The sequence below is a fragment of the Pseudomonas sp. SZ57 genome, from assembly GCF_009495975.1.
Classification (GTDB): Bacteria; Pseudomonadota; Gammaproteobacteria; order Pseudomonadales; family Pseudomonadaceae; genus Aquipseudomonas; species Aquipseudomonas syringae.
In genome coordinates this window covers 1-20924 of record NZ_WIBD01000037.1, presented here as the reverse complement: position 1 = coordinate 20924, position 20924 = coordinate 1, and the positions used below count along the sequence as shown (strand labels likewise).

Below are 20924 nucleotides of genomic sequence, written 5' to 3'. Positions count from 1 at the left end.
GTGTGTAGGAGCGGACTTGTCCGCGATCGGAGAATATGCCGACCCTTTCGCGAACAGTGCGGATCGCCGCCCCGGTCGCTCCTACGGCCTTCGGCCAGAATCAAGAGCAGTTTTGTGTATAGCCAGAGTGCAGCGCGAAGGTGCAGGCGCGGTGGGCTGCGCCGCTAACTGGTGCAACGCGTGCTGCGCTCGACGATGCACATCGGCGTGCCTGCCACGGGTTCGCGCATGATCTGCACTTGTACATCGAACACCTGGCAGACCAGCTCGGCCGTCAGCACATCGCTCGGCGCGCCGCAGGTCACCATGCGTCCGCCCTGCATGACCGCCAGATGGTCGGCGTAGCGGCAGGCCTGATTGATGTCGTGCAGCACGGTAATCACCGTCTTGCCTTCGGCACTCAGTTCGCGCATCAGGTCCAGCAGTTCGACCTGATGGCTGATGTCCAGATAGGTGGTCGGCTCGTCGAGCAGGACGATGGCCGCGTCCTGCGCAAGGATCATCGCCAGCCAGGCGCGTTGTCGTTGCCCGCCGGAAAGGTCGGACAGCGGGCGCTCGGCCAGCGTGTCCAGTTCCATGCGCTGCAAGGCTTGATCGACACTGTGCTGATCGGCGCCACTCAGGCGTCCCCACAGGCTGTTGTGCGGACTGCGACCGTACGCCACCAGTTGGCGCACGCTGACGCCTTCGGGAATCGGCAGCACTTGCGGCAGAAAAGCCACCTTGCGCGCCAGTTCGTTGGCCGACAGCTGACCGTAGGCGGTGCCATCCAGGCTGAGACTGCCCGCTTGCGGGGTGAGAATTCGGGCGAAGGCCTTGAGCAGGGTGGATTTGCCGCAACCATTGGGGCCGATCAGCGCAGTGACCTGCGCAGGCGGCGGGCTGAACGACAGGTCTTGCACGATGCGCGTCGCGCCGTAGCCGATGTCGAGGTGCTGCGCCTTCAGAATAGTCATGGGATCAACCTTTGAATCGGGCCAGCAGCCAGAGAAAATACGGAGCGCCGATCACCGCCGTGAGAATCCCGGCCGGAATTTCGCTGGGGGCGATCAGCGTGCGGCCTAGCGTATCGGCCAGCACCAGTAATAACGCGCCGAGGACCATGGAAGCGGGGAGCAGGTACTGATGATGACCGCCGACCAGACGGCGGGCCATGTGTGGTGCGACCAGGCCGACGAAGCTCACCGGGCCGATAATGCCCACCCCCAGGCTGGTCAACAGCACGGCACTGCCCATCGCCAGCCAGCGCGTACGCGTGAGGCCGGTGCCCAGGCTCTGCGCGGCCTCGTCACCCAGGCCGATCAGGTTCAGCGGTTTGGCCAGCAGCAGGCTGAGCGGGATCAGCAGCAGAAGCGGCGTGGCCAGCAAGACGTGGTGCCAGTTGCGGCTCCACAGGCTGCCGGTCAGCGCCAGCAGGGCGGTATTGATGTCCAGCGGGTTGGACAGAATCAGGAATTCGGTGATGCTCGACAGCGTCACTGCAATCGCCACCCCGGACAGCGCGAAACGCACGCCGGAAAACTGCACGCCGGTGTTGTACAACGCCAGCAGCAGCGCACCCGCCGCCCCGCCCAGACACGCCACAAACGGCAGCGCCGACACCGGTAAGTGCGGCAGGCCGATAATCGCAATGGTCAGCGCCAGCCCGGCACCTTGGGTGACGCCGAGGATTTCCGGCGAGGCCAGCGGGTTGCGAATCACGCCTTGTACGATGGCGCCAGCCAGGCCGAACGCGCAGCCGGTCATGATCGCGATCAGGCCGCGTGGCAGGCGGTGATTCCAGACCTCGAAGTCCTTGCTGTCGTGGGCAATCAGGTGATCGAGCACGGCGCCGGGTGTCAGCCACACGGTGCCAGCGCTGAGGCTTAGCAGCAGGGCGAGTGCCAGCAGGGTCATCAGCAGCAACAGTCTTGCGCGCGGGTGGTTCATAGCGCACGCCTCGCCAGAAACAGAAAGAACGGCGCGCCGATCAATGCCGTCACCACCCCGGCCGGTGTTTCCACGGGGAAGGCCACGGCGCGGCTGATCAGGTCCGAGGCCAGCACGATGGCCGCGCCCAGGCCGGCGCTGATCGGGATCAGCCAGCGGTAGTCATTGCCCAGCCATTGGCGAGCGATGTTCGGCGCGATCAGGCCGACAAAGCCGATCGGCCCGACGGCACAGACACTGGCGCCGACCAGCAGCAGGCTGACCACGAATACCAGCAGGCGCAACGCGCCGATACGCACGCCCAGCGAACGCGCGGCGTCTTCGCCGAGGTTGATCAGGTTCAGGCGTGGCGCACAGGCCATCGCCAGCACCACGCCGATCAGCGTACAGGGCCAGAGCAGTTGCAATTGCGCGGTGCCGACATTGGCCAGCGACCCTGCCAGCCAGTTGAGCACGCTTTGCGCCTGCGCCTCGACGAGGATCACCGTGAGGCGGGTCAATGCAGCGCACAGTGCTGCGACGGCAACGCCTGCCAGCACCAGTCGGCCCTGAGCTGTGGCGGGTGACCAGGCACCGCCAAGACTGAACACGGTGATCCACGCCAGCGCACCGCCAAGGCAGGTCATCAGCAGCGCACCACCGGGGAAGGGCAGGGCGACCAGGCCGGTGGAAAACAGCGCCAGCCCCAATGCGGCGCCTGCGGTAACGCCAAACAATGACGGGGAGGCCAGACGGTTGCGGGTGATGCCCTGCATCAGCGCGCCGGCCACGCCCAGGCAGGCACCTACCAGTGCTGCGCACAAGGCACGAGGCACGCGCAGTTGCGCGACGATATAAGCGATATTGCCGCCCTCGCGGCCCTGCGTGATCAGTCCGTTCCAGGCATCCACCTGGCGAATGCTGAACGACGACAGGGCGAACAGCGACACCCAGAACAGTCCCAGGCAGGCCGCGATGATCACGCCCGCCATCAGCCAGCGGCGCATTTACGGGTTCAGCACGGCCTTGCCGCCCTTGAGCACGGCAAGCGCATCGTCGGCGATCTGCTCGGAGGCCATGATCCCGCGATTGCGCGCCCAGCTGTCGCCATCCACTTCGGCCACCTGCTTGTTACGCACCGCGCCCAGCACCTGCCACAGCGGCTGCTTGCTCCAGCTGTCGACGATGCTCGGACGGCGATAATGGCCGACCAGCAGCCAGCCCGGGTCCAATGCCAGCAGTTGCTCGAGGCTGACGAATTCGGTGGGCGCGGCGTTTTTGCGTACTTCCGGGACTTTCAGACCGATCGCCTGCAACACGCTGCCTGCGTAAGAGTGCGGGCCGTGTACCGAGAAGCTGTCTTCGCGGGCAACGCCGAACAGCACGTTGGTGTTGGCCGGAATCTGCTCGGCGACGGTCTTCAGGTGCTGGCGGTTTTCCGCGATGCGCGCCTGCATCTGCGGCCCCTTGCCCAGCGCGACGCCGATCAGTTCGGCAGACTTCAGGCTGCCTTGATAATCCTCACCGCGTGACGGCAGCATCAGCGTCGGCGCCAGGCTGGCCAGATCGTTGTACAGCGCCTGATGGCGACCGAGGTCGGCAATGATCAGGTCCGGCTTGAGCCGCGCGATCACCTCTATATTGGGCTGCGAACGCAGGCCCACCGACTGCCATTCGCCGACGGCCTTGCGCACCTTGGGCAGCACGCGGTTGGCATCGCCATCGTCGGCGGCACCGACCGGCGTCACACCGACCGAAGCCAGCCCGTCGAGAAACGAAAACTCCAGTACGACCACGCGCTTGGGAGTGTCAGGCAGATGGACTTTGTGTTGGCCGTCATCGATGTCGATAGGCGCGGCCTGGGCGACGCTCGCCATCAGGGTCAGCAGGCCGCAAGCCAGCAGATGCGGAAGTCGAAAAGCACGCATGGCAAAGGTCCTTTCTAACAAAGCGGAATCATGAAAAACAGGCGCGCCCTGAAGGCCGCGAAGAAAACGGCGGGCACTATTGTTGAAAACGGCGGGCACTATTTCACATCGCGGCGACGGGATCAAAAGTCATTTACGCGTGAGTGCCGTTCTCATTCGGGCTATTTTATGAAACCTTTTGTCACACACGCTACTCTGACAGCCTTCACTGTTGGCCACCTTCATGTACATCCGCGGCGATGTCGCAAGGTTTGGGGAATAAAAATGGGCGCATTGCTCAAGCAAGAAAAGTTTCTGTTGCTGGCAATCATTGCCATGTTCGTCGCTTATCCACTGGAGCATGTGCTGGTAGGCAATGGTCAGGTGGTTGCGCTGGTGTCGGGGCTGGCGCTGGTCGCCTTCATCATCTGCGCCTCGATGCGCGTTGCGCACCACGCCGAGATGCTGGCGGAAAAGGTCGGCGATCCTTACGGCACGATGATCCTCACGCTGTCGGCGGTGACGGTCGAAGTGGTTATCCTGGCGATCATGATGAGCAACGAGCCCTCGCCGACGCTGGTGCGCGATACGATTTATTCGGCGGTGATGCTCGACATCAACGGCATCCTCGGTCTTGCGGCGCTGATGGGCGGTATCAAGCACGGCGAGCAGTCGTACAACGACGATTCGGCGCGCACCTACAGCGTGATGATCCTCACCGCGATGGGTGTGTCGATGGTCGTACCCGAGTTCATTCCCAAGGGTGACTGGAAGATCTATTCGGCGTTCACCATCGGCGCGATGATCCTGCTCTACACCCTGTTCCTGCGCATGCAGGTCGGGCCGCACAGTTACTTTTTCAGCTACAGCTACCCGGAAAAGAAGAAGCGTCAGAGCCAGGGCTCCAATCCGGCTGAAGAGCATGCGGAACCGGTCAATCTGACCCGCTCAATTGCCACACTGGTTGTCGGCGTGGTGGTGATCGGTGCGCTGGCCGAAGTGATGTCGAAGACGGTTGACCTGGGCCTGGAAGGCACCGGTGCACCGCCGGTGATGACTGCCATCCTGGTCGCCGCCATCTCTGCCGCGCCCGAGATCCTCACGGCCCTGCGTGCCGCGCTGGCCAACCGCATGCAGTCGGTGGTCAACATCGCCCTAGGTGCGTCGCTGTCGACCGTGATCCTCACCGTTCCGGTCATGGAAGCCATGGCACTTTACAGCGGCCAGCCCTTCCAGATGGCCATGACTCCGGTGCAGACCGTGATGATCCTCATCACCCTGCTGGTGTCCGCCATCAACCTCAACGACGGCGAAACCAACGCCATCGAAGGCATGACCCACTTCGTGCTGTTCGCGACGTTCATCATGCTCTCGTGTCTGGGGCTTTAGGGCCTATTGCCTATCGCTCCCACGCTCTGCGTCGCAAGAGGACGCAGAGCGTCCTGAACGGCATGCCGACGCGGAGCGTCGCACGATAGTTGAGATTATCGCCCCGCACGTTCAGCCCTGAATCAATTCCCGCGCGGCCTGGCTGTGATCGGCAATCAGTTGCTTGATGTCCAGGCCTTCGACTTGCCCGTCGATCACTCGCCATTGCCCTGCGATCATCACCCGATCGGCACGGTCCGCGCCACACAGCAGCAGCGCTGACAGCGGATCATGGCTGCCGGAAAAGCGCAGTTCGTCCAGCTTGAACAACGCCAGATCAGCCTGTTTGCCCACCGCCAGTTCACCGAGGTCAGTGCGTCCCAGCAATTGCGCCGACCCCTTGGTGGCCCAGCCCAGCACGAGCTGCGGGGTGATTTTTTCGGCGCCGTAGCGCAGGCGTTGCAGATAAAGCGCCTGGCGGGTTTCGAGGATCATGTTCGATGCGTCGTTGGACGCCGAGCCATCGACCCCAAGCCCCAACGGCGCGCCAGCAGCGAGCAGGTCCAGGGTCGGACAAATGCCGGAGGCCAGGCGCATGTTCGAGCTCGGGCAGTGGCAGACACCCGTACCTGCTGCGCCGAGACGGGCGATTTCGTCGGGGTTGAAGTGGATGCCATGGGCCAGCCAGGTACGCGGTCCCAACCAGCCGACACTGTCCAGATAATCCACGGTGCGCAGGCCGAAGCGTTGCAGGCAGAAGTCTTCTTCGTCGAGGGTTTCGGCCAGATGGGTGTGCAAGCGCACGTCGAGTTTTTCGGCCATGGCCGCACTCTCGGCCATGATCTGTGGCGTGACCGAAAACGGTGAGCAGGGCGCCAGGGCGATCTGAATCTGTGCGCCGTCGCCACGCTGATGGTAGGTCTCGATCAAGCGCTGGCTGTCGGCCAGAATCACTTCGCCCTGCTGCACGGTTTGCTGGGGCGGCAAGCCTCCATCCGCTTCGCCCAGGCTCATCGAACCGCGCGTCAGCATCGCGCGCATGCCCAGTTCCCGGACGCTCTGCACCTGTACATCGATAGCCTGTTCCAGCCCATCGGGAAACAGATAATGATGGTCGGCAGCGGTCGTGCACCCGGACAGCAACAACTCGGCCAGCGCCACCTTGCTGGCGACCGCAAGCTTGTCCGGTGTCAGCCGCGCCCATACCGGGTACAGGGTCTTCAGCCAGGGGAACAACGGCTGATTGACCACCGGTGCCCAGGCCCGCGTGAGGGTTTGATAGAAGTGATGGTGCGTGTTGATCAACCCCGGCAGCAGCACATGCTCACGGGCATCGAACGTTTGATTGCAGTGCTTTGACGGGAGCTGCCCGGCGGCCAGCACTTCAGTGATGACGCCGCCTTCGATCACCAGACCTCCACGGGCGTCCAGGTCATTGGCAGTGAACACGGCAAGGGGATTTTTCAACCAGATACGGATCGCGGGCATGGGCCGGCTCCTCTGAAAGACAGGTTCAGGTTAGCCAGCTCAGTGTTGCCCTGTCTGCTGATCCAGGGTCGCCGGGGTCGGGTGCGCCCCGGCGAAGGACGGCGATTCTAGTCGAGCGGCCGGTTACCAGGCAATCGTCTTGCCCTGGTAATCGATGAAGTGATGGCCGCCTTTGCCGGCGTAGGCATTGAGCTGTTCGACCAGCCCGGTGGTGCTGGTCATGACGTCGATAGCGGCATTTTCGCCGCCCATGTCGGTCTTCACCCAGCCCGGATGCATCGACAGCACGGTAGGACGGTTCTCGCCCAGCTCGGTGACAAAGGTATTGGTCATCGAATTGAGCGCGGCTTTGCTGGCCTTGTACAGCGCCAGGTTGGCGCCATCCGGGCAAGTGACGCTGCCCAGCCACGAACTCATGAACGCCAGGACGCCCGTGCCGGGACGAATTTGATCGACGAAGCGCTCGGCCAGACGAATCGGTGCCACAGCGTTAGTCAGGAACAATTGCCCCAGTTCGGCAGCGGTCGACTTCGCAGCGCTCTGGTGTGCCGCGCCGCTGATACCGGCATTGACGAACAGCACGTCGAACACCTCACCGCGCAGCTTCTGGACCAGCACTTCAAGCGAGGCGGTTTCGTCCAGATCCACCGCTTCGATGCGCACGCCCTCGACTGCTTTCAGGTTTTCGGCATTTTGCGGATCACGTACGGTGGCGGTGACGTGCCAGCCCTGTTCGGTCAAGCGCTGCACCAGCCCGAGCCCCAGGCCACGCGAAGCACCGATGATCAGAGCGGTTTTCTTGGTAGTGGTCATGAATGATTCCTTGGCAGATTGAGAGACAGACTCCATGGCAGTGCCAGCAAGGCCTCTCGAAAGTTTCGACCTTGCAGCGTACTCCTGCCCATGACCTGTTGGAATCTTCGCGAGCCGAAAACGTTCAAGGTAGATCCCTGACGCTGAGCATTGGCACGATAGTCGGGATTATGGCTATCGTGCTGATGTTCCGCATCGACATACAGCTCGTGGCGCTTCGCGTCACATCTTTCTGCTACTGGCTTTATGCTGAGGAATTTATCTGGGCAGTGGTGCTGCTCTGTCTGGTTCGCAGCCATGAAGAGTCATATTGACATCATCTGTTTCCACCGGTACAAGCACGGATGATCCAAGCCACGGAGAGGCTGATGTCGAAACCAAAAACTAAAGATCGCTCTAGCCTGTTAACGAAGAAAACCAGGCACGTGTGGATATCTCACGATGATTTCTATGAAGCAGATTTTCTGCGTGGTTGGCACTTTGCAGTGCACCGTGTTCATGCTTCTGCGCTTGGCTACAGTCTTCTTCCTCAAGCCCAAGCTGGGGTGAAAGGCTACAACCATCTGCTGAGCGAGGATGGAGTCCGTTTGTCCAGCCGGTCACTTATCTTTAATACCCCACTTGCAACCAGTGACTGGAACGCAGCTCTGAAAACTGATCTGCGTGCGATACAGATATCTAGCGCCTCCAAAGGGAAGGATGGCTATGCGCTGGTAACGCTCTACTGCCTCAATGACGCTCGATCACGCCTTGTGAATAATCGGATTCTGGAAACGACTCAGAGTGCCGTCATTGCCTATCTCCGATACGGAACAGATTTTCCTCCGCCCAGTGACCGGCAGGAGTGCGGATCATGACTCGTATCTTTCGTGAAAATGATACGCCACTAAGAGTTGGGCTAACGCATGCTCAGATATGGGATGCAGAGGACGAGGGCATAATCCAGTGCTGGGAAAACGGACGTGAACTCGCAATCACGTCGCCAGATTTGGCCAAAAGATGTTTGGAAAACGAGCTGCCGATTTTGTCATGGAAAGGCGGAGTTTCCAGCAACATGAAATTACGTAAAAAGCCTGGATCTTTTAAGTACTTGGCCCAGTGGCAGGGACTGAGAGGCGAGGACCTGAATATTGATCGTACAAAAAAATATCAGCTTGTGTGCTCATTGACCAAAATTGTCGTGACGTTCACGCCGAATCGGTCGAAATACGTCAACAAGGCTGTTGAGCCATACAAATCAGGAGAAAAAATCAATGGTCGACTTGCATCAGGAGTTTCAGAGCAGTCGCTTTTTTAACGAGGCACGCATAGACAGGCGATCCGTGGATGCGTTGATTGGAATAAGCGCAGGATTGTGTGCTGATGGCTCTATCAATCAAGCGGAGGCTGTCTTTCTCAAAGAATGGATTGAGGGCAACCTCACCCATCTTGACGATCCTGTCGTTAATCTCCTCTATCGTCGATTGGAAAATATGCTGAGTGACGGTGTGCTTGATGCCGAGGAGTCCGTTGAACTATTCAGTCTGCTTAAGCAGTTTGGTGGAGGCCAAAGCCTTTCGTCTGCCGGTATTTCAATGCCGGGCACGTTACCGCTCAATAATCCGGCACCGGTGCTTGATTGGAACGACCGTCTTTTCATGTTCACTGGAACAATGGCGTATGGACCTAGAAAGCACTGCGAAGAACTGGTCCTTGAGCGAGGAGGCCAGATTTGTAAAGGTCTCACAAAAAAAACCAGCTTTCTGATTGTCGGAAGTTTCGGAAATGACCAATGGCTGCATAGCAGCTACGGTCTAAAGATCAAAAAGGCTGTTGAGCTAAGGGAGGCGGGAGTGCCTATTGCTATCGTGAGCGAGGGACATTGGCAACAGGCCGTGTTTGGATAACATTGCACGCTGTTGCCTCTGCTGAATCAACGTCTAGCTCTTCTATCATCTGTCGTGTTCGGCACGACCTTGGCGAGTGAAGCTAATCCCCTCGCCACTTTTCAAATCCGCCCATCAATGCCCCGCCCGCCATGGCTGGCCCAGCGATACCGGCGCATACAGCCGGGTGCGCAGGGCGTCGCGGGAGAGCAGGACGAGGACGATGATGGTGGCCACATACGGCAGCATCGCCAGCAGGTTGGACGGGATGGCCAGGCCGATGCCTTGCGCGACCAGGTGCAGAATGCTGGCCAGACCGAACAGGTAGGCACCCAGCAGCAGGCGCCACACGCGCCAGCTGGCGAAAACCACCAGTGCCAGGGCAATCCAGCCACGCCCGGCGCTCATGTTTTCTGCCCACATCGGCGTGTAGGCCAGTGACAGATAAGCCCCGGCCAGCCCTGCCATCGCGCCGCCGAACAGCACCGCGAGGGTGCGCACGCGCAACACCGGCAAGCCCATGGCGCTGGCGGCATCGGGGTTTTCGCCGACGGCCTGGATGATCAGCCCGACGCGGCTTTTCAGCAGTGCCCAGGCGACCAGCGCGAACAAGGCGAAGGACAGGTAGACCAGCAGGTCCTGAGCAAACAGCATGCGGCCGATCAGCGGAATGTCGCTGAGCAGCGGGATGGCGACCGGCTCGAAACCGCTTAACGGTTTGCCGACCCAGGCGGCCCCGACGAAGCTGGAAAGGCCGACGCCGAAGATGGTCAGCGCCAGCCCGGTCGCGACCTGATTGGCGTTGAACACCAGCGCCACCAGGGCAAACAGCGCCGAGAGCAGCATGCCGGCGAGCATCGCCAGCAGTACGCCCAGCCACAGGTTGCCGGTGTTCAGGGCGACGATGAAACCGATCACTGCGCCAAACAGCATCATGCCTTCCTGACCTAGATTGATGACGCCGCTTTTTTCACAAATCAGCTCGCCCAGCGCCACCAGCAGCAAGGGTGTTCCGCAACGGACCATGGCGTAGAAAATATTGCTCAGCAGGTCGATATCCATCATGCGGCTCCTGTGACGGGTGTCATCTGGCGCTTGGCCCAGTGCAGTTTCAGACGTGGGCGATAGAGAATCAGCACATCACAGGCCAGCAGGAAAAACAGCATCATCCCCTGAAACAGCTGCGTGATTGCCAACGGCAGGTTCAAGGTCATTTGCGCGCTTTCCCCACCTAGATACAGCAGGGCGATCAACAGGCTGGAGAACAGAATACCGATGGGGTTGAGGCGGCCGAGAAAGGCCACAGTGATCGCGGCATAGCCATAACCGGGCGAGACCTGCGGCACCAGTTGGCCAATCGGCCCGGTCACTTCAGATACGCCCGCCAGCCCGGCCAGCGCGCCACTGATCAACAGGGCCAGCCAGACCAGGTGTTTTTCACGGAAGCCGACAAACCCGGCAGCACGCTTGTCCAGGCCCAGCACCTTGATCTGAAAACCGACGAAACTGCGTTGCAGCAACACCCAGACCGCGACCAGCGCCAACAGGGCGAAGTACACGCCGATATGCGCGCGGCCATCCTCCATCAGCAGTGGCAGACGGCTGGCGTCGCCAAAGGTCGCTGACTCCGGGAAGTTCATGCCGGCCGGGTCCTTGAGCGGCCCGTGGACGAAGTACAGCAGCAAGTTGAGGGCGATGTAATTGAGCATGATGCTGGTGAGGATTTCATTGGCGTTGAAGTGCGTGCGCAGCCAGGCGGTCACGCCCGCCCAGGCCGCACCGGCGAGGGTGCCGGCCAGCAACACCATGACCAGCGCCCAACGACTCTCCATCTCGATGATATTTACCGCCACGGCACTGCCGGCCAATGCGCCGAGCAGCAACTGGCCTTCCGCACCGATGTTCCAGATGCGCGCCTGATAGGCGACCGCCAGACCCAGCGCGCAGAGCAGAATCGGCAAGGTCTTGACCATCAATTCCGACAGACCGTACCAGTCGCTGACCGGCGCGATCAGCAAGGTGTGCAGTGTCACCACAGGGTTCAGGCCCAGACCGATGAACAGCAGCGAACCGCAGACCAGGGTCAGCACCGCAGCCAGTAAAGGGGAGCACCACAACATCGCGCGCGATTGCTGGCCGCGCGGTTCCAGAGAAAGCAGCATGTTTTGCTCCGTTAACCCGGCACGTGGGCTTGGGTTTGAGAATGATCGAACTGTCCCGCCATCCAGCCGCCGATTTGCACGGTGCTGGTCTGTTCAGTGGGGATCAGGTCGGAAAGCTGTCCGCCGCTCAGGGCGGCGAGTCGGTCGCTGATCTGGAACAATTCGTCCAGGTCTTCGGAGATCACCAGAATCGCGGCCCCCGCGTCGCGCAAGGCAATCAGCGCCCGATGGATCGCCGCTGCAGCGCCGACATCCACGCCCCAGGTGGGATGCGCGGCAATCAACAGTTTCGGCTTTTGCAGGATTTCCCGACCGAGGATGAATTTCTGCAGGTTGCCGCCCGACAGACTGCGCGCCGGGGCCAGTGCATCCGGCGTCTTGACTGCAAAGCGCCGAATGATTTCGTCAGCCAGCGCGCGCACCTTGCTGCGCTGGATCAGGCCATTGCTCACCAGCCCTTGCTGGAAGGCGGTAAGCAGCGCGTTGTCGGCAAGACTGAGTTCAGGTACTGCGCCATGTCCCAGACGCTCGGCCGGGACGAATGCCAGGCCACGCTTGCGCCGCGCATCGGGGCGCAGGTTGCCGACCGGGGCATCCTCAAAACGCAGGGTTGCCGCCTGGGCGTGGGGCAAGGTCTGTTCGCCGCTGAGTAGCGCCAGCAATTCATCCTGACCATTACCGGCCACGCCCGCGATACCGACGATTTCGCCGCTGCGCACTTCCAGGCTGAGGTCTTTGAGTGAGCAGCCGAACGGGTCCGGGTTGTGCCAGGACAGTTTGTCGATGCGCAAAAAGGCTGTGCCGCCGCTGGCTTTCTCATACTGCGCGGTCAGCCCTTCGGCATCACCGACCATCAAGCGCGCCAGTTCCAGATCGGAGCAGTCAGCGGGTATGCAGTGCCCGGAGACCTTGCCGTTGCGCAGCACGGTTGCGCTGTGACACAGCGCGCGCACCTCGCCCAGCTTGTGACTGATAAACAGAATGCTGCAGCCTTCCCGGGCCAGATGCCGCAGGGTCACGAACAGCTCCTCGGCTTCCTGGGGCGTCAATACTGACGTGGGTTCGTCGAGGATCAACAGGCGAATGTCCTGCATCAGGCAGCGAATGATCTCGACTTTCTGCCGCTCGCCAATCGACAGGCTGTGGACCAGCCGCTGGGGTTCCACAGCCATGCCATAGCGTTGAGAGACCTCGCGGATGCGCGGCTCCAGTTGTTTGGGCGTGCCTGCCGCTGCGCCCATGGCCAGCGCGATGTTTTGCGCGACGCTGAGGGTTTCGAACAGCGAAAAATGCTGGAACACCATGCCGATGCCCAGGCTTCTGGCCTGTGCCGGATTGCGCATGGTCTGCGCCTGGCCTTGCCAGATGATCGTCCCGGCGTCGGGCTGCGTCACGCCGTAGATGATCTTCATCAGCGTGCTTTTGCCCGCACCGTTTTCACCCAGCAGGGCGTGAATCTCTCCGGGCTGAATCGTCAGGTCGACAGCGTCGTTGGCCAGGCAGCCGGGATACCGTTTGGTGATGTGGCGCAGTTGCAGGCGCGCAGGTATCGCGTGGTTTGACATGAAAGGCTCTGAGGCAGAAGTGGGTCGCGTGTGGATAAAGCAAAATCCTGGCCAAGGAGTCAGGATTCGCATCCGGCACGCGGAATCAAGGCCAGGCCCGGAGTTTTCGGCCCTGGCACCGGCCTTCGCCCATCGAGCGCGCTCGTTTCAGCACCAGTTCGGGGCGTACTTGCCTGGCGCGTGCCAATGTGGCCCTTTGATTTGAGCAAAAAATGTACAGCGGACGTGGAGGGCGGTGCGCTGAACCAATGCGCGACCCTTGCACCTGTTATCCACAGGTTCTTCCACAGATACTGTGCGCAAGCGGGTTGAGTGAGAATAATGCGGCGGCGGTTAACATCCAAAGGCACTAAGAAGCGCTAACAGGCTGTTTTTGCACTCTTTATGGATCCACGTACGGCAATTGCTCAAAAAACGATCATTCGCCTGAAACGCAAGCCCGGCAAGGCTCGCGGTGGAGTGTGCTCAGCTTATCCACAGCCGGATGCACAGTAGATGTGGGCAATTGTGATATGTGGCGCAAAGGTTCCGGCTATTGCTCCGGCGCTGCGTGCAGAAGGATTCTGCCGCGACTCAAGTCGGCCAGTTGGCGCTGCAGGGTGTCGGTGTGCTCGGGGCCGATGGCGATGGACATCTGCACACCGTTGGCCATGAAGTTTTCGCTTTCCACCAGACCGTTCAATTCGCCGAGACGCAGCTTGACCAGCGCCAGCTCACTGAAGCTGCATTCAAGGTGGAACGAGGCGCGCTGGATCAGCGGCAGACGCTCGGCCTGCTGCAGACATTTGTTGGCACCACCGCCATAGGCGCGGGCCAGGCCGCCGGTTCCCAGTTGAATGCCGCCGTACCAGCGGATCACCAGCACCACGACCTGATCGAACGCCTGCGCTTCGATGGCGGCCAGAATCGGCCTGCCTGCAGTGCCGCCCGGTTCGCCGTCATCGTTGCTGCGGTACTGACCACCGAGCTTCCAGGCCCAGCAATTATGAGTGGCGTTCAGGTCACTGTGCTGCTCGATGAACGCCTGTGCATCGGCCGGGCTGGCGATGGGAGCGGCGAGGGTGATGAAGCGGCTCTTGCGGATTTCTTCACGAAACTCGCAAGGGCCGATCAGGGTAAAAGGCATGCGTGTGTCCAGCTGACGTCAAGGCGACGATTCTACAAGGCTGGCGGGGTGAGCCCACAACCTTTGAGGATGATCCGAATGAGATTGTTGCTGGCCTGATCCATGTCCTGGCGCGTCAGTCGGGAGCGACCGGTGACGCGACAGATCTGCGAGGCGAAGTCGGCATAGTGCTGGGTGCTGCCCCATAGCAGGAAGATCAGGTGCACCGGGTCGACGGGGTCCATCTTGCCGGCGTCGATCCAGGCTTGAAAGACCGCGGCCCGGCCCTGGAACCACAGGCGGTAATCCTGGCTGAAGTACTCGCTCATGCATTCGCCACCGCTGATGATCTCCATGGCGAAGATCCTCGAGGCCTGTGGCTGGCGGCGCGAGAACTCCATCTTGGCGCGAATATAGCGGGCCAGAGCCTCTGCCGGGTCGTCTTCGACGCTGAGGTGGTTGAAGGTGCTGTCCCACAAATCGATGATGTTGCTGAGCACCGCGACGTACAGGCCGAGTTTGTTGGTGAAGTAGTAATGCAGATTGGCTTTTGGCAGCCCGGCCTTGATCGCGATGGTGTTCATGCTGGTGCCCTTGAAACCGTGGCGGGCAAATTCATCTTCGGCTGCTTGAATGATCGCTTCTTCGTTCTTCTGACGAATACGGCTTGCAGGCTTTGTGACGTGAGCGCTGTGTGCGGGGACTTCAAGGGTCATGGGCAATTCCGGACAGGTCGTAGGGCGCGACGGATGAACAGATAGCGCACCGGCGAGCATCTCGCAAGCGTCGGTGCGGGCGCGGCATGCAAAGTTATCGTGGTTGCTCCACAGGTTCGGGTTCCGCCGCATCGGCGGTCGGAACGGCGGCGACTTTGCTTTCCGGAATCAGCAGGCACATGACAATGGCCGTGATACCGCCGCTGGTGATGGCCGAATCGAACAGGTTCTGCACCAGTTTCGGCAATTGATGCAGCAGCGCAGGCTGCGCCGCAATGCCCAGACCGACACCCAAGGACGTCGCAATGATCAGCATGCTGCGTCGGTCCAGCGGCGACTGGGCCAGAATGCGCACCCCGGCGGCCGCGACGCTGCCGAACATGACCAGCGTTGCGCCGCCGAGCACCGGCTTAGGGATCTGCTGAACGATGGCACCAATGTGTGGAAAAAGCCCGAGCACGAACAGCACCGCGCCGATGTACAGCCCGACATAGCGACTGGCAACGCCGGTCAACTGGATCACGCCGTTATTCTGCGCAAAGGTGGTATTGGGAAATGCGCTGAAGGTCGCGGCGATCATGCAGCTCACACCATCACCCAGCACGCCGCCCTTGAGGCGGGCCAGGTAACTCGGGCCGCTGATGGGCTGGCGCGCGAGCATGCAATTGGCGGTCAGGTCGCCGACCGTCTCGATACTGCTGATCAGATAAATCAGCGCGACAGGCAGGAAAGCGCTCCAGTCGAAATTGAAGCCAAAGCGGAAGGGCATCGGTACGCTGATCAGTGGCAGGTCGTGAAGGGGCTGCGGCACCAGTTTGCCGCTGAACCACGCGGCCAGACTGCCCACCGCCAGGCCGATGATGATGGCTGACAAACGTACCCAGGGCGTATTCGAGCGGTTGAGCACGATGATCACGGCCAGCACGAACGCGCCCAGCGCCAGGTTCACCGGGGCGCCGAAGTCCGGCGCGTTGAAGCCGCCGCCCAGGTCTGTCACGCCCACCTTGATCAGGCTCACACCAATCAGCGTGATGACAATACCGGTCACCAGCGGCGTGATGACCCTTCGCAGCTGGCCAATGCAGCGACTCAGCGCGATCTGCACCAGCGCACCGAAAAAGCACACGCCGAAGATCATCGCCATGATGTCCTCCGGGCTGCCGTCGCGCTGTTTGACCAGAAAGCCTGCGGACAACACGGCGCCCAGGAACGCGAAGCTGGTGCCTTGCAGACAGATCATGCCCGCGCCGATACCGAACGGGCGGCGCGCCTGGATGAACGTACCGGTGCCCGAGACCATCAAGGCCATGCTGATCAGGTATGGCATGTATGGGGTCAGGCCGAGGGTCGAGCCGATGATCAGGGGCGGAGTGATGATCCCCACGAAGCTGGCGAGAACGTGCTGGAACGCTGCCAAAATGGCCGTCCAGGGTTTGGGGCGGTCGTTCAGGCCGTAGATCAGATCATCGTTGTCGAGTGTTTCAGGCTGCATGGCGAGTTCTCGGACGGGGAAATGCCATGTGCTGGCGTGTCGTTGTTCGGGACTACTGCAAAAAACTGTCCAGTTGCTCAGGTTATTTTTATTTGAGTCCGGTTATTTCAATAAATATCAGCCTCATAGCGCTTTCAAGGCACGCTGCAGCGTCGGCGAGCCGGCCAGGTGTCGGACAGAAATGTGTCATCGGGTAGCGGCAAGTGTTTCCAGAAAGCTCTCGAGCACCAAATGAGGGCGCCGGCCTTTGCGGGTGACGGTCACCAGGTTGAGGTCGTAAAACTTCGAATCCGGTTTCAATGCGCGCAGCCTGCCTTCCTGCACCCAGGCGTTGGCGTAATGGTCTGGCAGGTAGCCTATGTAGCGGCCGGTCAGAATCAGGAAGGCGATGCCCTCCCGGTCGGACGCGCTGGCCGTGCAGGTCAGCGCCTGATAGTGGTCCTGAACATCGTTTGGCAGGCGAAAGGTCGGAGCGATGGCTTCCTGTTGTGCGAGGCGTGCGTCATCCAGCGTGGCATTGTCGGCGTAAAACAGCGGATGCCCGACCGCGCAATAGAGCAGCGACCGCTCGCTGTACAACGGATGATACTCAAGCCCCGGCAAGGCACTGGCCTGCGGCACGACACCGACATGCAGGCCGCCGTCGAGTACACCGCGCTCGACTTCGGCGGGGGCGATCATGCGGATGTTGATGTGCACGCCCGGCCCGCGCTCTTTCAGCCGGGCCAGGGCATGGGTGATGCGCATGTGGGGCAGGGTGACCAGATTGTCGGTCAGGCCGATGTTCAGTTCGCCGCGCAGGTTCTGGTGCAGGCCGTTGACCTCTGTCCTGAAACTTTCCAGCGCGCTGAGCAGTTGCAACGACGACTGATAGACCTCGCGCCCTTCGTCGGTCAGTGAAAAACCGGCGCGGCCTCGCTGGCACAGGCGCAGGCCGAGGCGTTGTTCCAGATCACTCATCTGCTGGCTTATCGCTGATCGGCCAATGCCGAGCACGCTTTCAGCCGCAGAAAAGCCACCCGCCTCGACAACGCTTTTGAATAGGCGCAGCAAGCGGATATCAAAATCACTGACCTGCGACACGGGATCGGAGCGACGGATATTCATTGTTTAGTGATTACCAAACCAAAGATCGTAAAAATCGGGTTTTATGAACTTTAGCCGCGTGGCACCTTGGCTGCAATGACCGTTCGTTTAGCGCCTGCGAGGCTTGCTCCCATGAATATGTTCGAAGTGTCCGATGTGCCTGTCACCCGTCAGTTGAAGCTCGATGCTCACTGGATGCCCTACACCGCGAACCGAAATTTCCAGCGCGACCCGCGCATGGTCGTGGCCGCGCATGGCAGCTATCTGACAGACGACAAGGGACGCAAGATCTACGATGCGCTTTCCGGTCTGTGGACATGTGGCGCCGGGCACACGCGCAAGGAAATTCAGGAAGCCGTGTCCCGGCAACTGGGTGTGCTGGATTACTCGCCGGGCTTTCAGTTCGGGCACCCCCTTTCGTTCCAGCTGGCAGAACAGATTACCGACCTGACGCCGGGCAATCTCAACCACGTCTTCTATACCAACTCGGGTTCCGAGTGCGCGGATACGGCGGTGAAGATGGTGCGCGCCTACTGGCGGCTGAAAGGCCAGGCGACGAAGACCAAGATGATCGGTCGGGCACGCGGCTATCACGGCGTGAATGTGGCGGGCACCAGCCTGGGCGGAGTGAATGGCAACCGCAAGATGTTCGGCCAGTTGATGGACGTCGACCACTTGCCGCACACCCTGCTGGCCAGCAATGCGTACTCGAAGGGCATGCCCGAGGCGGGCGGTATCGCGCTGGCTGACGAGATGCTCAAGCTGATCGAGTTGCATGATGCGTCGAACATCGCTGCAGTGATCGTCGAACCCATGTCGGGCTCGGCCGGTGTGATCGTTCCGCCGCAAGGCTATCTCAAGCGCCTGCGTGAGATTTGTGATCAGCACAATATCCTGCTGATCTTCGATGAAGTCATCACCGGCTTCGGTCGTACGGGCTCGATGTTTGGCGCCGACAGTTTCGGTGTCACGCCTGACCTGATGTGCATCGCCAAGCAGATCACCAATGGCGCCATCCCCATGGGCGCGGTAATCGCCAGCAGCGAGATCTATCAAACGTTTATGAACCAGCCGACGCCGGAGTACGCCGTCGAATTCCCTCACGGCTATACCTATTCCGCCCACCCTGTGGCGTGTGCGGCCGGGCTGGCGGCGCTTGAACTGCTGCAACGCGAGAACCTGGTGCAGCAGGCCGCCGCAGTCGCGCCGCATTTTGAACGTGCGCTGCACGGTATCAAGGGCGCGAAAAACGTGGTCGATATCCGCAATTACGGCCTGGCGGGTGCCATCCAGCTCGCACCGCGTGACGGGGATGCCATCGTGCGGCCCTTCGAGGCGGGCATGAAGCTGTGGAAAGCCGGTTTCTACGTGCGCTTTGGCGGTGACACCCTGCAATTCGGGCCGACCTTCAATAGCCAGGCGCAGGATCTGGATCGATTGTTCGATGCCGTCGGCGAAACCCTGAATCTGATCGACTGACCGCGCTGGCAGTCTCTCTTCTTATATACGTGCCTTTATCGCATCGGGTGTGAGCTGACTCACGCCCGTTGCCTTTATCCGGAGTTTTCCATGAGCAGCATTCAACACCTGATCCACGGCGAGTTCGTTTCTGCTGAAGGTCGTAGCGCCAATGTGTTCAACCCGTCGACCGGGCAGGTTATCCACACCGTGGCGCTGGCCGATCGCGAAACAGTCCAGAGGGCAATCGACTCGGCCAAAACCGCCTTTCCGGCGTGGCGCAATACGCCACCGGCCAAGCGTGCTCAGGTGATGTTTCGTTTCAAGCAACTGCTTGAGCAGAACGAGGCTCGCATTGCCCAATTGATCAGTGAAGAGCACGGCAAGACCCTGGAAGATGCGGCGGGCGAGCTGAAGCGCGGTATTGAAAATGTCGAATACGCCTGCGCTGCACCTGAAGTGCTCAAGGGTGAATACAGTCGCAATGTCGGGCCGAACATCGATGCGTGGTCTGACTTTCAGCCGCTGGGTATCGTTGCCGGTATCACCCCGTTCAACTTCCCGGCGATGGTGCCGCTGTGGATGTACCCGCTGGCCATTGCGTGCGGTAACTGCTTCATCCTCAAGCCGTCGGAGCGCGATCCCAGCTCCACATTGTTGATTGCCGAGCTGCTGCATGAAGCAGGGTTGCCGAAGGGTGTGCTCAATGTGGTTCACGGTGACAAGGTCGCGGTCGATGCGCTGATCGAAGCGCCGGAGGTCAAGGCGCTGAGTTTCGTCGGTTCTACGCCGATTGCCGAGTACATCTATAAGGAAGGCGCAGCGCGGGGCAAGCGCGTTCAGGCCCTCGGTGGCGCCAAGAATCATGCGGTATTGATGCCTGATGCCGATCTGGACAACGCCGTAAGTGCCTTGATGGGCGCTGCCTACGGATCCTGCGGCGAGCGTTGCATGGCGATTTCGGTCGCGGTATGCGTCGGCGATCAGATCGCTGATGCATTGGTGGCCAAACTGGTTCCGCAAATCCAGAGCCTGAAGATCGGTGCGGGCACGACCTGTGGCCTGGACATGGGGCCACTGGTCACCGGGCAGCATCGCGACAAGGTCGGCGGCTATATAGAGGACGGTGTGCAAGCGGGCGCGACCCTGGTGGTCGACGGGCGCAATCTTCAGGTTGCCGGGCACGAACAGGGCTTCTTCATGGGCGGCTGCCTGTTCGATCGCGTGACGCCAGAGATGCGTATCTATAAAGAAGAGATTTTCGGGCCGGTGCTGTGCATCGTGCGTGTGGACAGCCTTGAGCAGGCCATGCAACTGATCAACGATCACGAATACGGCAACGGCACCTGCATCTTTACCCGCGATGGCGAAGCGGCGCGTCTGTTCTGCGATGAGATTGAAGTGGGGATGGTCGGGGTCAACGTTCCACTGCCAGTACCGGTGGCTTATCACAGCTTTGGTGGCTGGAAGCGTTCCCTGTTCGGCGACCTGCATGCGTACGGTCCCGATGGTGTGCGCTTCTATACCCGCCGCAAGGCCATTACCCAGCGCTGGCCGCAACGTGCTAGCCACGAAGCGTCGCAATTTGCGTTTCCGAGCCTGTAAATTCTGCGGGAGGGAGATCGTCTTTAAAGATGATCTCCCGTGTTTACAGGGGCGTCGCAAAGCAGGGCGAAGATTTTTGAAATTAACGGTTGACGCCCTCTGTGAGGTGTCTATAATTCGCCCCACTTCCGGCGCAGACGGAAACGAAAAAGCCTTGTAGATCAATAGTTTGCAAGGTTCTGGAGTGAAGAGTCAGCGAGGAGGGAGGTCGGGTCTGGATTGATCGGCAGCGGTGAGAAAAAAGAGTTTGACACGCGGTTGTAACGCTGTAGAATTCGCCTCCCGCTGATGAGCAACTCAAGAGTTGATCGAGGCGCAAGTGGTTGAAGTTGCAAAGGAAACTTTGAAAACTTCTTAAAATAATCGCTTGACAGATACAGAGGACG

At 60.5% G+C, this 20924-nt stretch carries 21 protein-coding genes; 7 read left to right on the top strand and 14 right to left on the bottom strand.

What is annotated here, in order from left to right:
* Positions 1 to 164: 164 nt before the first annotated feature.
* The 4 genes from fecE to GE543_RS25855 are packed head-to-tail and all read right to left on the bottom strand — an operon-like array spanning position 165 to position 3836.
* The gene (fecE, locus tag GE543_RS25870) at positions 165 to 956 is read right to left on the bottom strand and encodes a Fe(3+) dicitrate ABC transporter ATP-binding protein FecE (RefSeq protein ID WP_153222685.1); all 792 of its coding nucleotides are present in this window, start codon (positions 954 to 956) and stop codon (positions 165 to 167) included.
* A 4-nt stretch (positions 957 to 960) separates the two neighbouring features.
* On the bottom strand, positions 961 to 1929 hold the full coding sequence (locus GE543_RS25865; RefSeq protein ID WP_153222684.1) for an iron chelate uptake ABC transporter family permease subunit: 969 nt from the start codon (positions 1927 to 1929) through the stop codon (positions 961 to 963).
* Complete coding sequence (gene fecC, locus GE543_RS25860; RefSeq protein ID WP_178118672.1) at positions 1926 to 2915, bottom strand: iron-dicitrate ABC transporter permease FecC; 990 nt, start codon at positions 2913 to 2915, stop codon at positions 1926 to 1928. The genes GE543_RS25865 and fecC overlap by 4 nt, the downstream gene beginning before the upstream one ends.
* Positions 2916 to 3836, bottom strand: coding sequence for a Fe(3+) dicitrate ABC transporter substrate-binding protein FecB (locus GE543_RS25855; RefSeq protein ID WP_046269300.1), 921 nt, complete (start codon positions 3834 to 3836; stop codon positions 2916 to 2918).
* Positions 3837 to 4100: 264 nt separating this feature from the next.
* Here GE543_RS25855 and GE543_RS25850 point away from each other — a divergent pair, with 264 nt between their 5' ends.
* Positions 4101 to 5204: a calcium:proton antiporter gene (locus GE543_RS25850; protein ID WP_003414637.1), complete on the top strand. Its 1104-nt coding sequence runs from the start codon at positions 4101 to 4103 to the stop codon at positions 5202 to 5204.
* Positions 5205 to 5315: 111 nt separating this feature from the next.
* Here the strand turns inward: GE543_RS25850 and GE543_RS25845 are convergent, their stop codons facing one another.
* Entirely contained in the window at positions 5316 to 6671 is a 1356-nt protein-coding gene (locus tag GE543_RS25845) for an 8-oxoguanine deaminase (RefSeq protein WP_153222683.1), read from the bottom strand.
* 123 nt (positions 6672 to 6794) lie between these two features.
* A complete protein-coding gene (locus GE543_RS25840; RefSeq protein ID WP_003414639.1) occupies positions 6795 to 7484 on the bottom strand; it encodes an SDR family oxidoreductase in 690 nt (229 codons plus the stop codon).
* A gap of 170 nt (positions 7485 to 7654) precedes the next feature.
* Here GE543_RS25840 and GE543_RS25835 point away from each other — a divergent pair, with 170 nt between their 5' ends.
* Genes GE543_RS25835 through GE543_RS25820 form a run of 4 tightly spaced genes read left to right on the top strand, consistent with a single transcriptional unit; the run spans position 7655 to position 9370 of the window.
* Complete coding sequence (locus GE543_RS25835) at positions 7655 to 7798, top strand: hypothetical protein (protein WP_153222682.1); 144 nt, start codon at positions 7655 to 7657, stop codon at positions 7796 to 7798.
* Between the two features lie 54 nt (positions 7799 to 7852).
* The gene (locus GE543_RS25830) at positions 7853 to 8341 is read left to right on the top strand and encodes a hypothetical protein (RefSeq protein ID WP_153222681.1); all 489 of its coding nucleotides are present in this window, start codon (positions 7853 to 7855) and stop codon (positions 8339 to 8341) included.
* Complete coding sequence (locus GE543_RS25825) at positions 8338 to 8781, top strand: hypothetical protein (protein WP_256664803.1); 444 nt, start codon at positions 8338 to 8340, stop codon at positions 8779 to 8781. The genes GE543_RS25830 and GE543_RS25825 overlap by 4 nt, the downstream gene beginning before the upstream one ends.
* Positions 8738 to 9370 carry a BRCT domain-containing protein gene (locus GE543_RS25820; RefSeq protein WP_153222680.1) on the top strand — a complete coding sequence of 211 codons (633 nt, stop codon included), beginning with the start codon at positions 8738 to 8740 and terminating at the stop codon, positions 9368 to 9370. The genes GE543_RS25825 and GE543_RS25820 overlap by 44 nt, the downstream gene beginning before the upstream one ends.
* A gap of 114 nt (positions 9371 to 9484) precedes the next feature.
* On the opposite strand, the gene GE543_RS25815 is transcribed toward GE543_RS25820, so the two are convergent.
* The 7 genes from GE543_RS25815 to GE543_RS25785 form a co-directional block, all read right to left on the bottom strand.
* A complete protein-coding gene (locus GE543_RS25815; protein WP_003414641.1) occupies positions 9485 to 10411 on the bottom strand; it encodes an ABC transporter permease in 927 nt (308 codons plus the stop codon).
* Positions 10411 to 11511 carry an ABC transporter permease gene (locus GE543_RS25810; RefSeq protein ID WP_153222679.1) on the bottom strand — a complete coding sequence of 367 codons (1101 nt, stop codon included), beginning with the start codon at positions 11509 to 11511 and terminating at the stop codon, positions 10411 to 10413. The genes GE543_RS25815 and GE543_RS25810 overlap by 1 nt, the downstream gene beginning before the upstream one ends.
* A gap of 11 nt (positions 11512 to 11522) precedes the next feature.
* Positions 11523 to 13076, bottom strand: a complete 1554-nt coding sequence (locus GE543_RS25805) for an ABC transporter ATP-binding protein (RefSeq protein ID WP_153222678.1) — start codon at positions 13074 to 13076, stop codon at positions 11523 to 11525.
* A gap of 532 nt (positions 13077 to 13608) precedes the next feature.
* Positions 13609 to 14202 (bottom strand): YigZ family protein, encoded by a 594-nt coding sequence (locus tag GE543_RS25800; RefSeq protein ID WP_153222677.1) that lies wholly within the window; start codon positions 14200 to 14202, stop codon positions 13609 to 13611.
* Between the two features lie 32 nt (positions 14203 to 14234).
* Positions 14235 to 14897, bottom strand: coding sequence for a TetR/AcrR family transcriptional regulator (locus tag GE543_RS25795; protein WP_003318629.1), 663 nt, complete (start codon positions 14895 to 14897; stop codon positions 14235 to 14237).
* A 94-nt stretch (positions 14898 to 14991) separates the two neighbouring features.
* Positions 14992 to 16389, bottom strand: a complete 1398-nt coding sequence (locus tag GE543_RS25790; RefSeq protein WP_153222676.1) for a uracil-xanthine permease family protein — start codon at positions 16387 to 16389, stop codon at positions 14992 to 14994.
* Between the two features lie 186 nt (positions 16390 to 16575).
* Positions 16576 to 17496, bottom strand: coding sequence for a LysR family transcriptional regulator (locus GE543_RS25785; protein ID WP_003414652.1), 921 nt, complete (start codon positions 17494 to 17496; stop codon positions 16576 to 16578).
* A gap of 111 nt (positions 17497 to 17607) precedes the next feature.
* Here GE543_RS25785 and GE543_RS25780 point away from each other — a divergent pair, with 111 nt between their 5' ends.
* Positions 17608 to 18954, top strand: a complete 1347-nt coding sequence (locus GE543_RS25780; protein WP_003414655.1) for an aspartate aminotransferase family protein — start codon at positions 17608 to 17610, stop codon at positions 18952 to 18954.
* Between the two features lie 90 nt (positions 18955 to 19044).
* Positions 19045 to 20538, top strand: a complete 1494-nt coding sequence (locus tag GE543_RS25775; RefSeq protein WP_153222675.1) for a CoA-acylating methylmalonate-semialdehyde dehydrogenase — start codon at positions 19045 to 19047, stop codon at positions 20536 to 20538.
* 161 nt (positions 20539 to 20699) lie between these two features.
* On the opposite strand, the gene GE543_RS27280 is transcribed toward GE543_RS25775, so the two are convergent.
* A partial coding sequence (locus GE543_RS27280) for a hypothetical protein (protein WP_153222674.1) occupies positions 20700 to 20924 on the bottom strand: 225 nt, incomplete at its 5' end.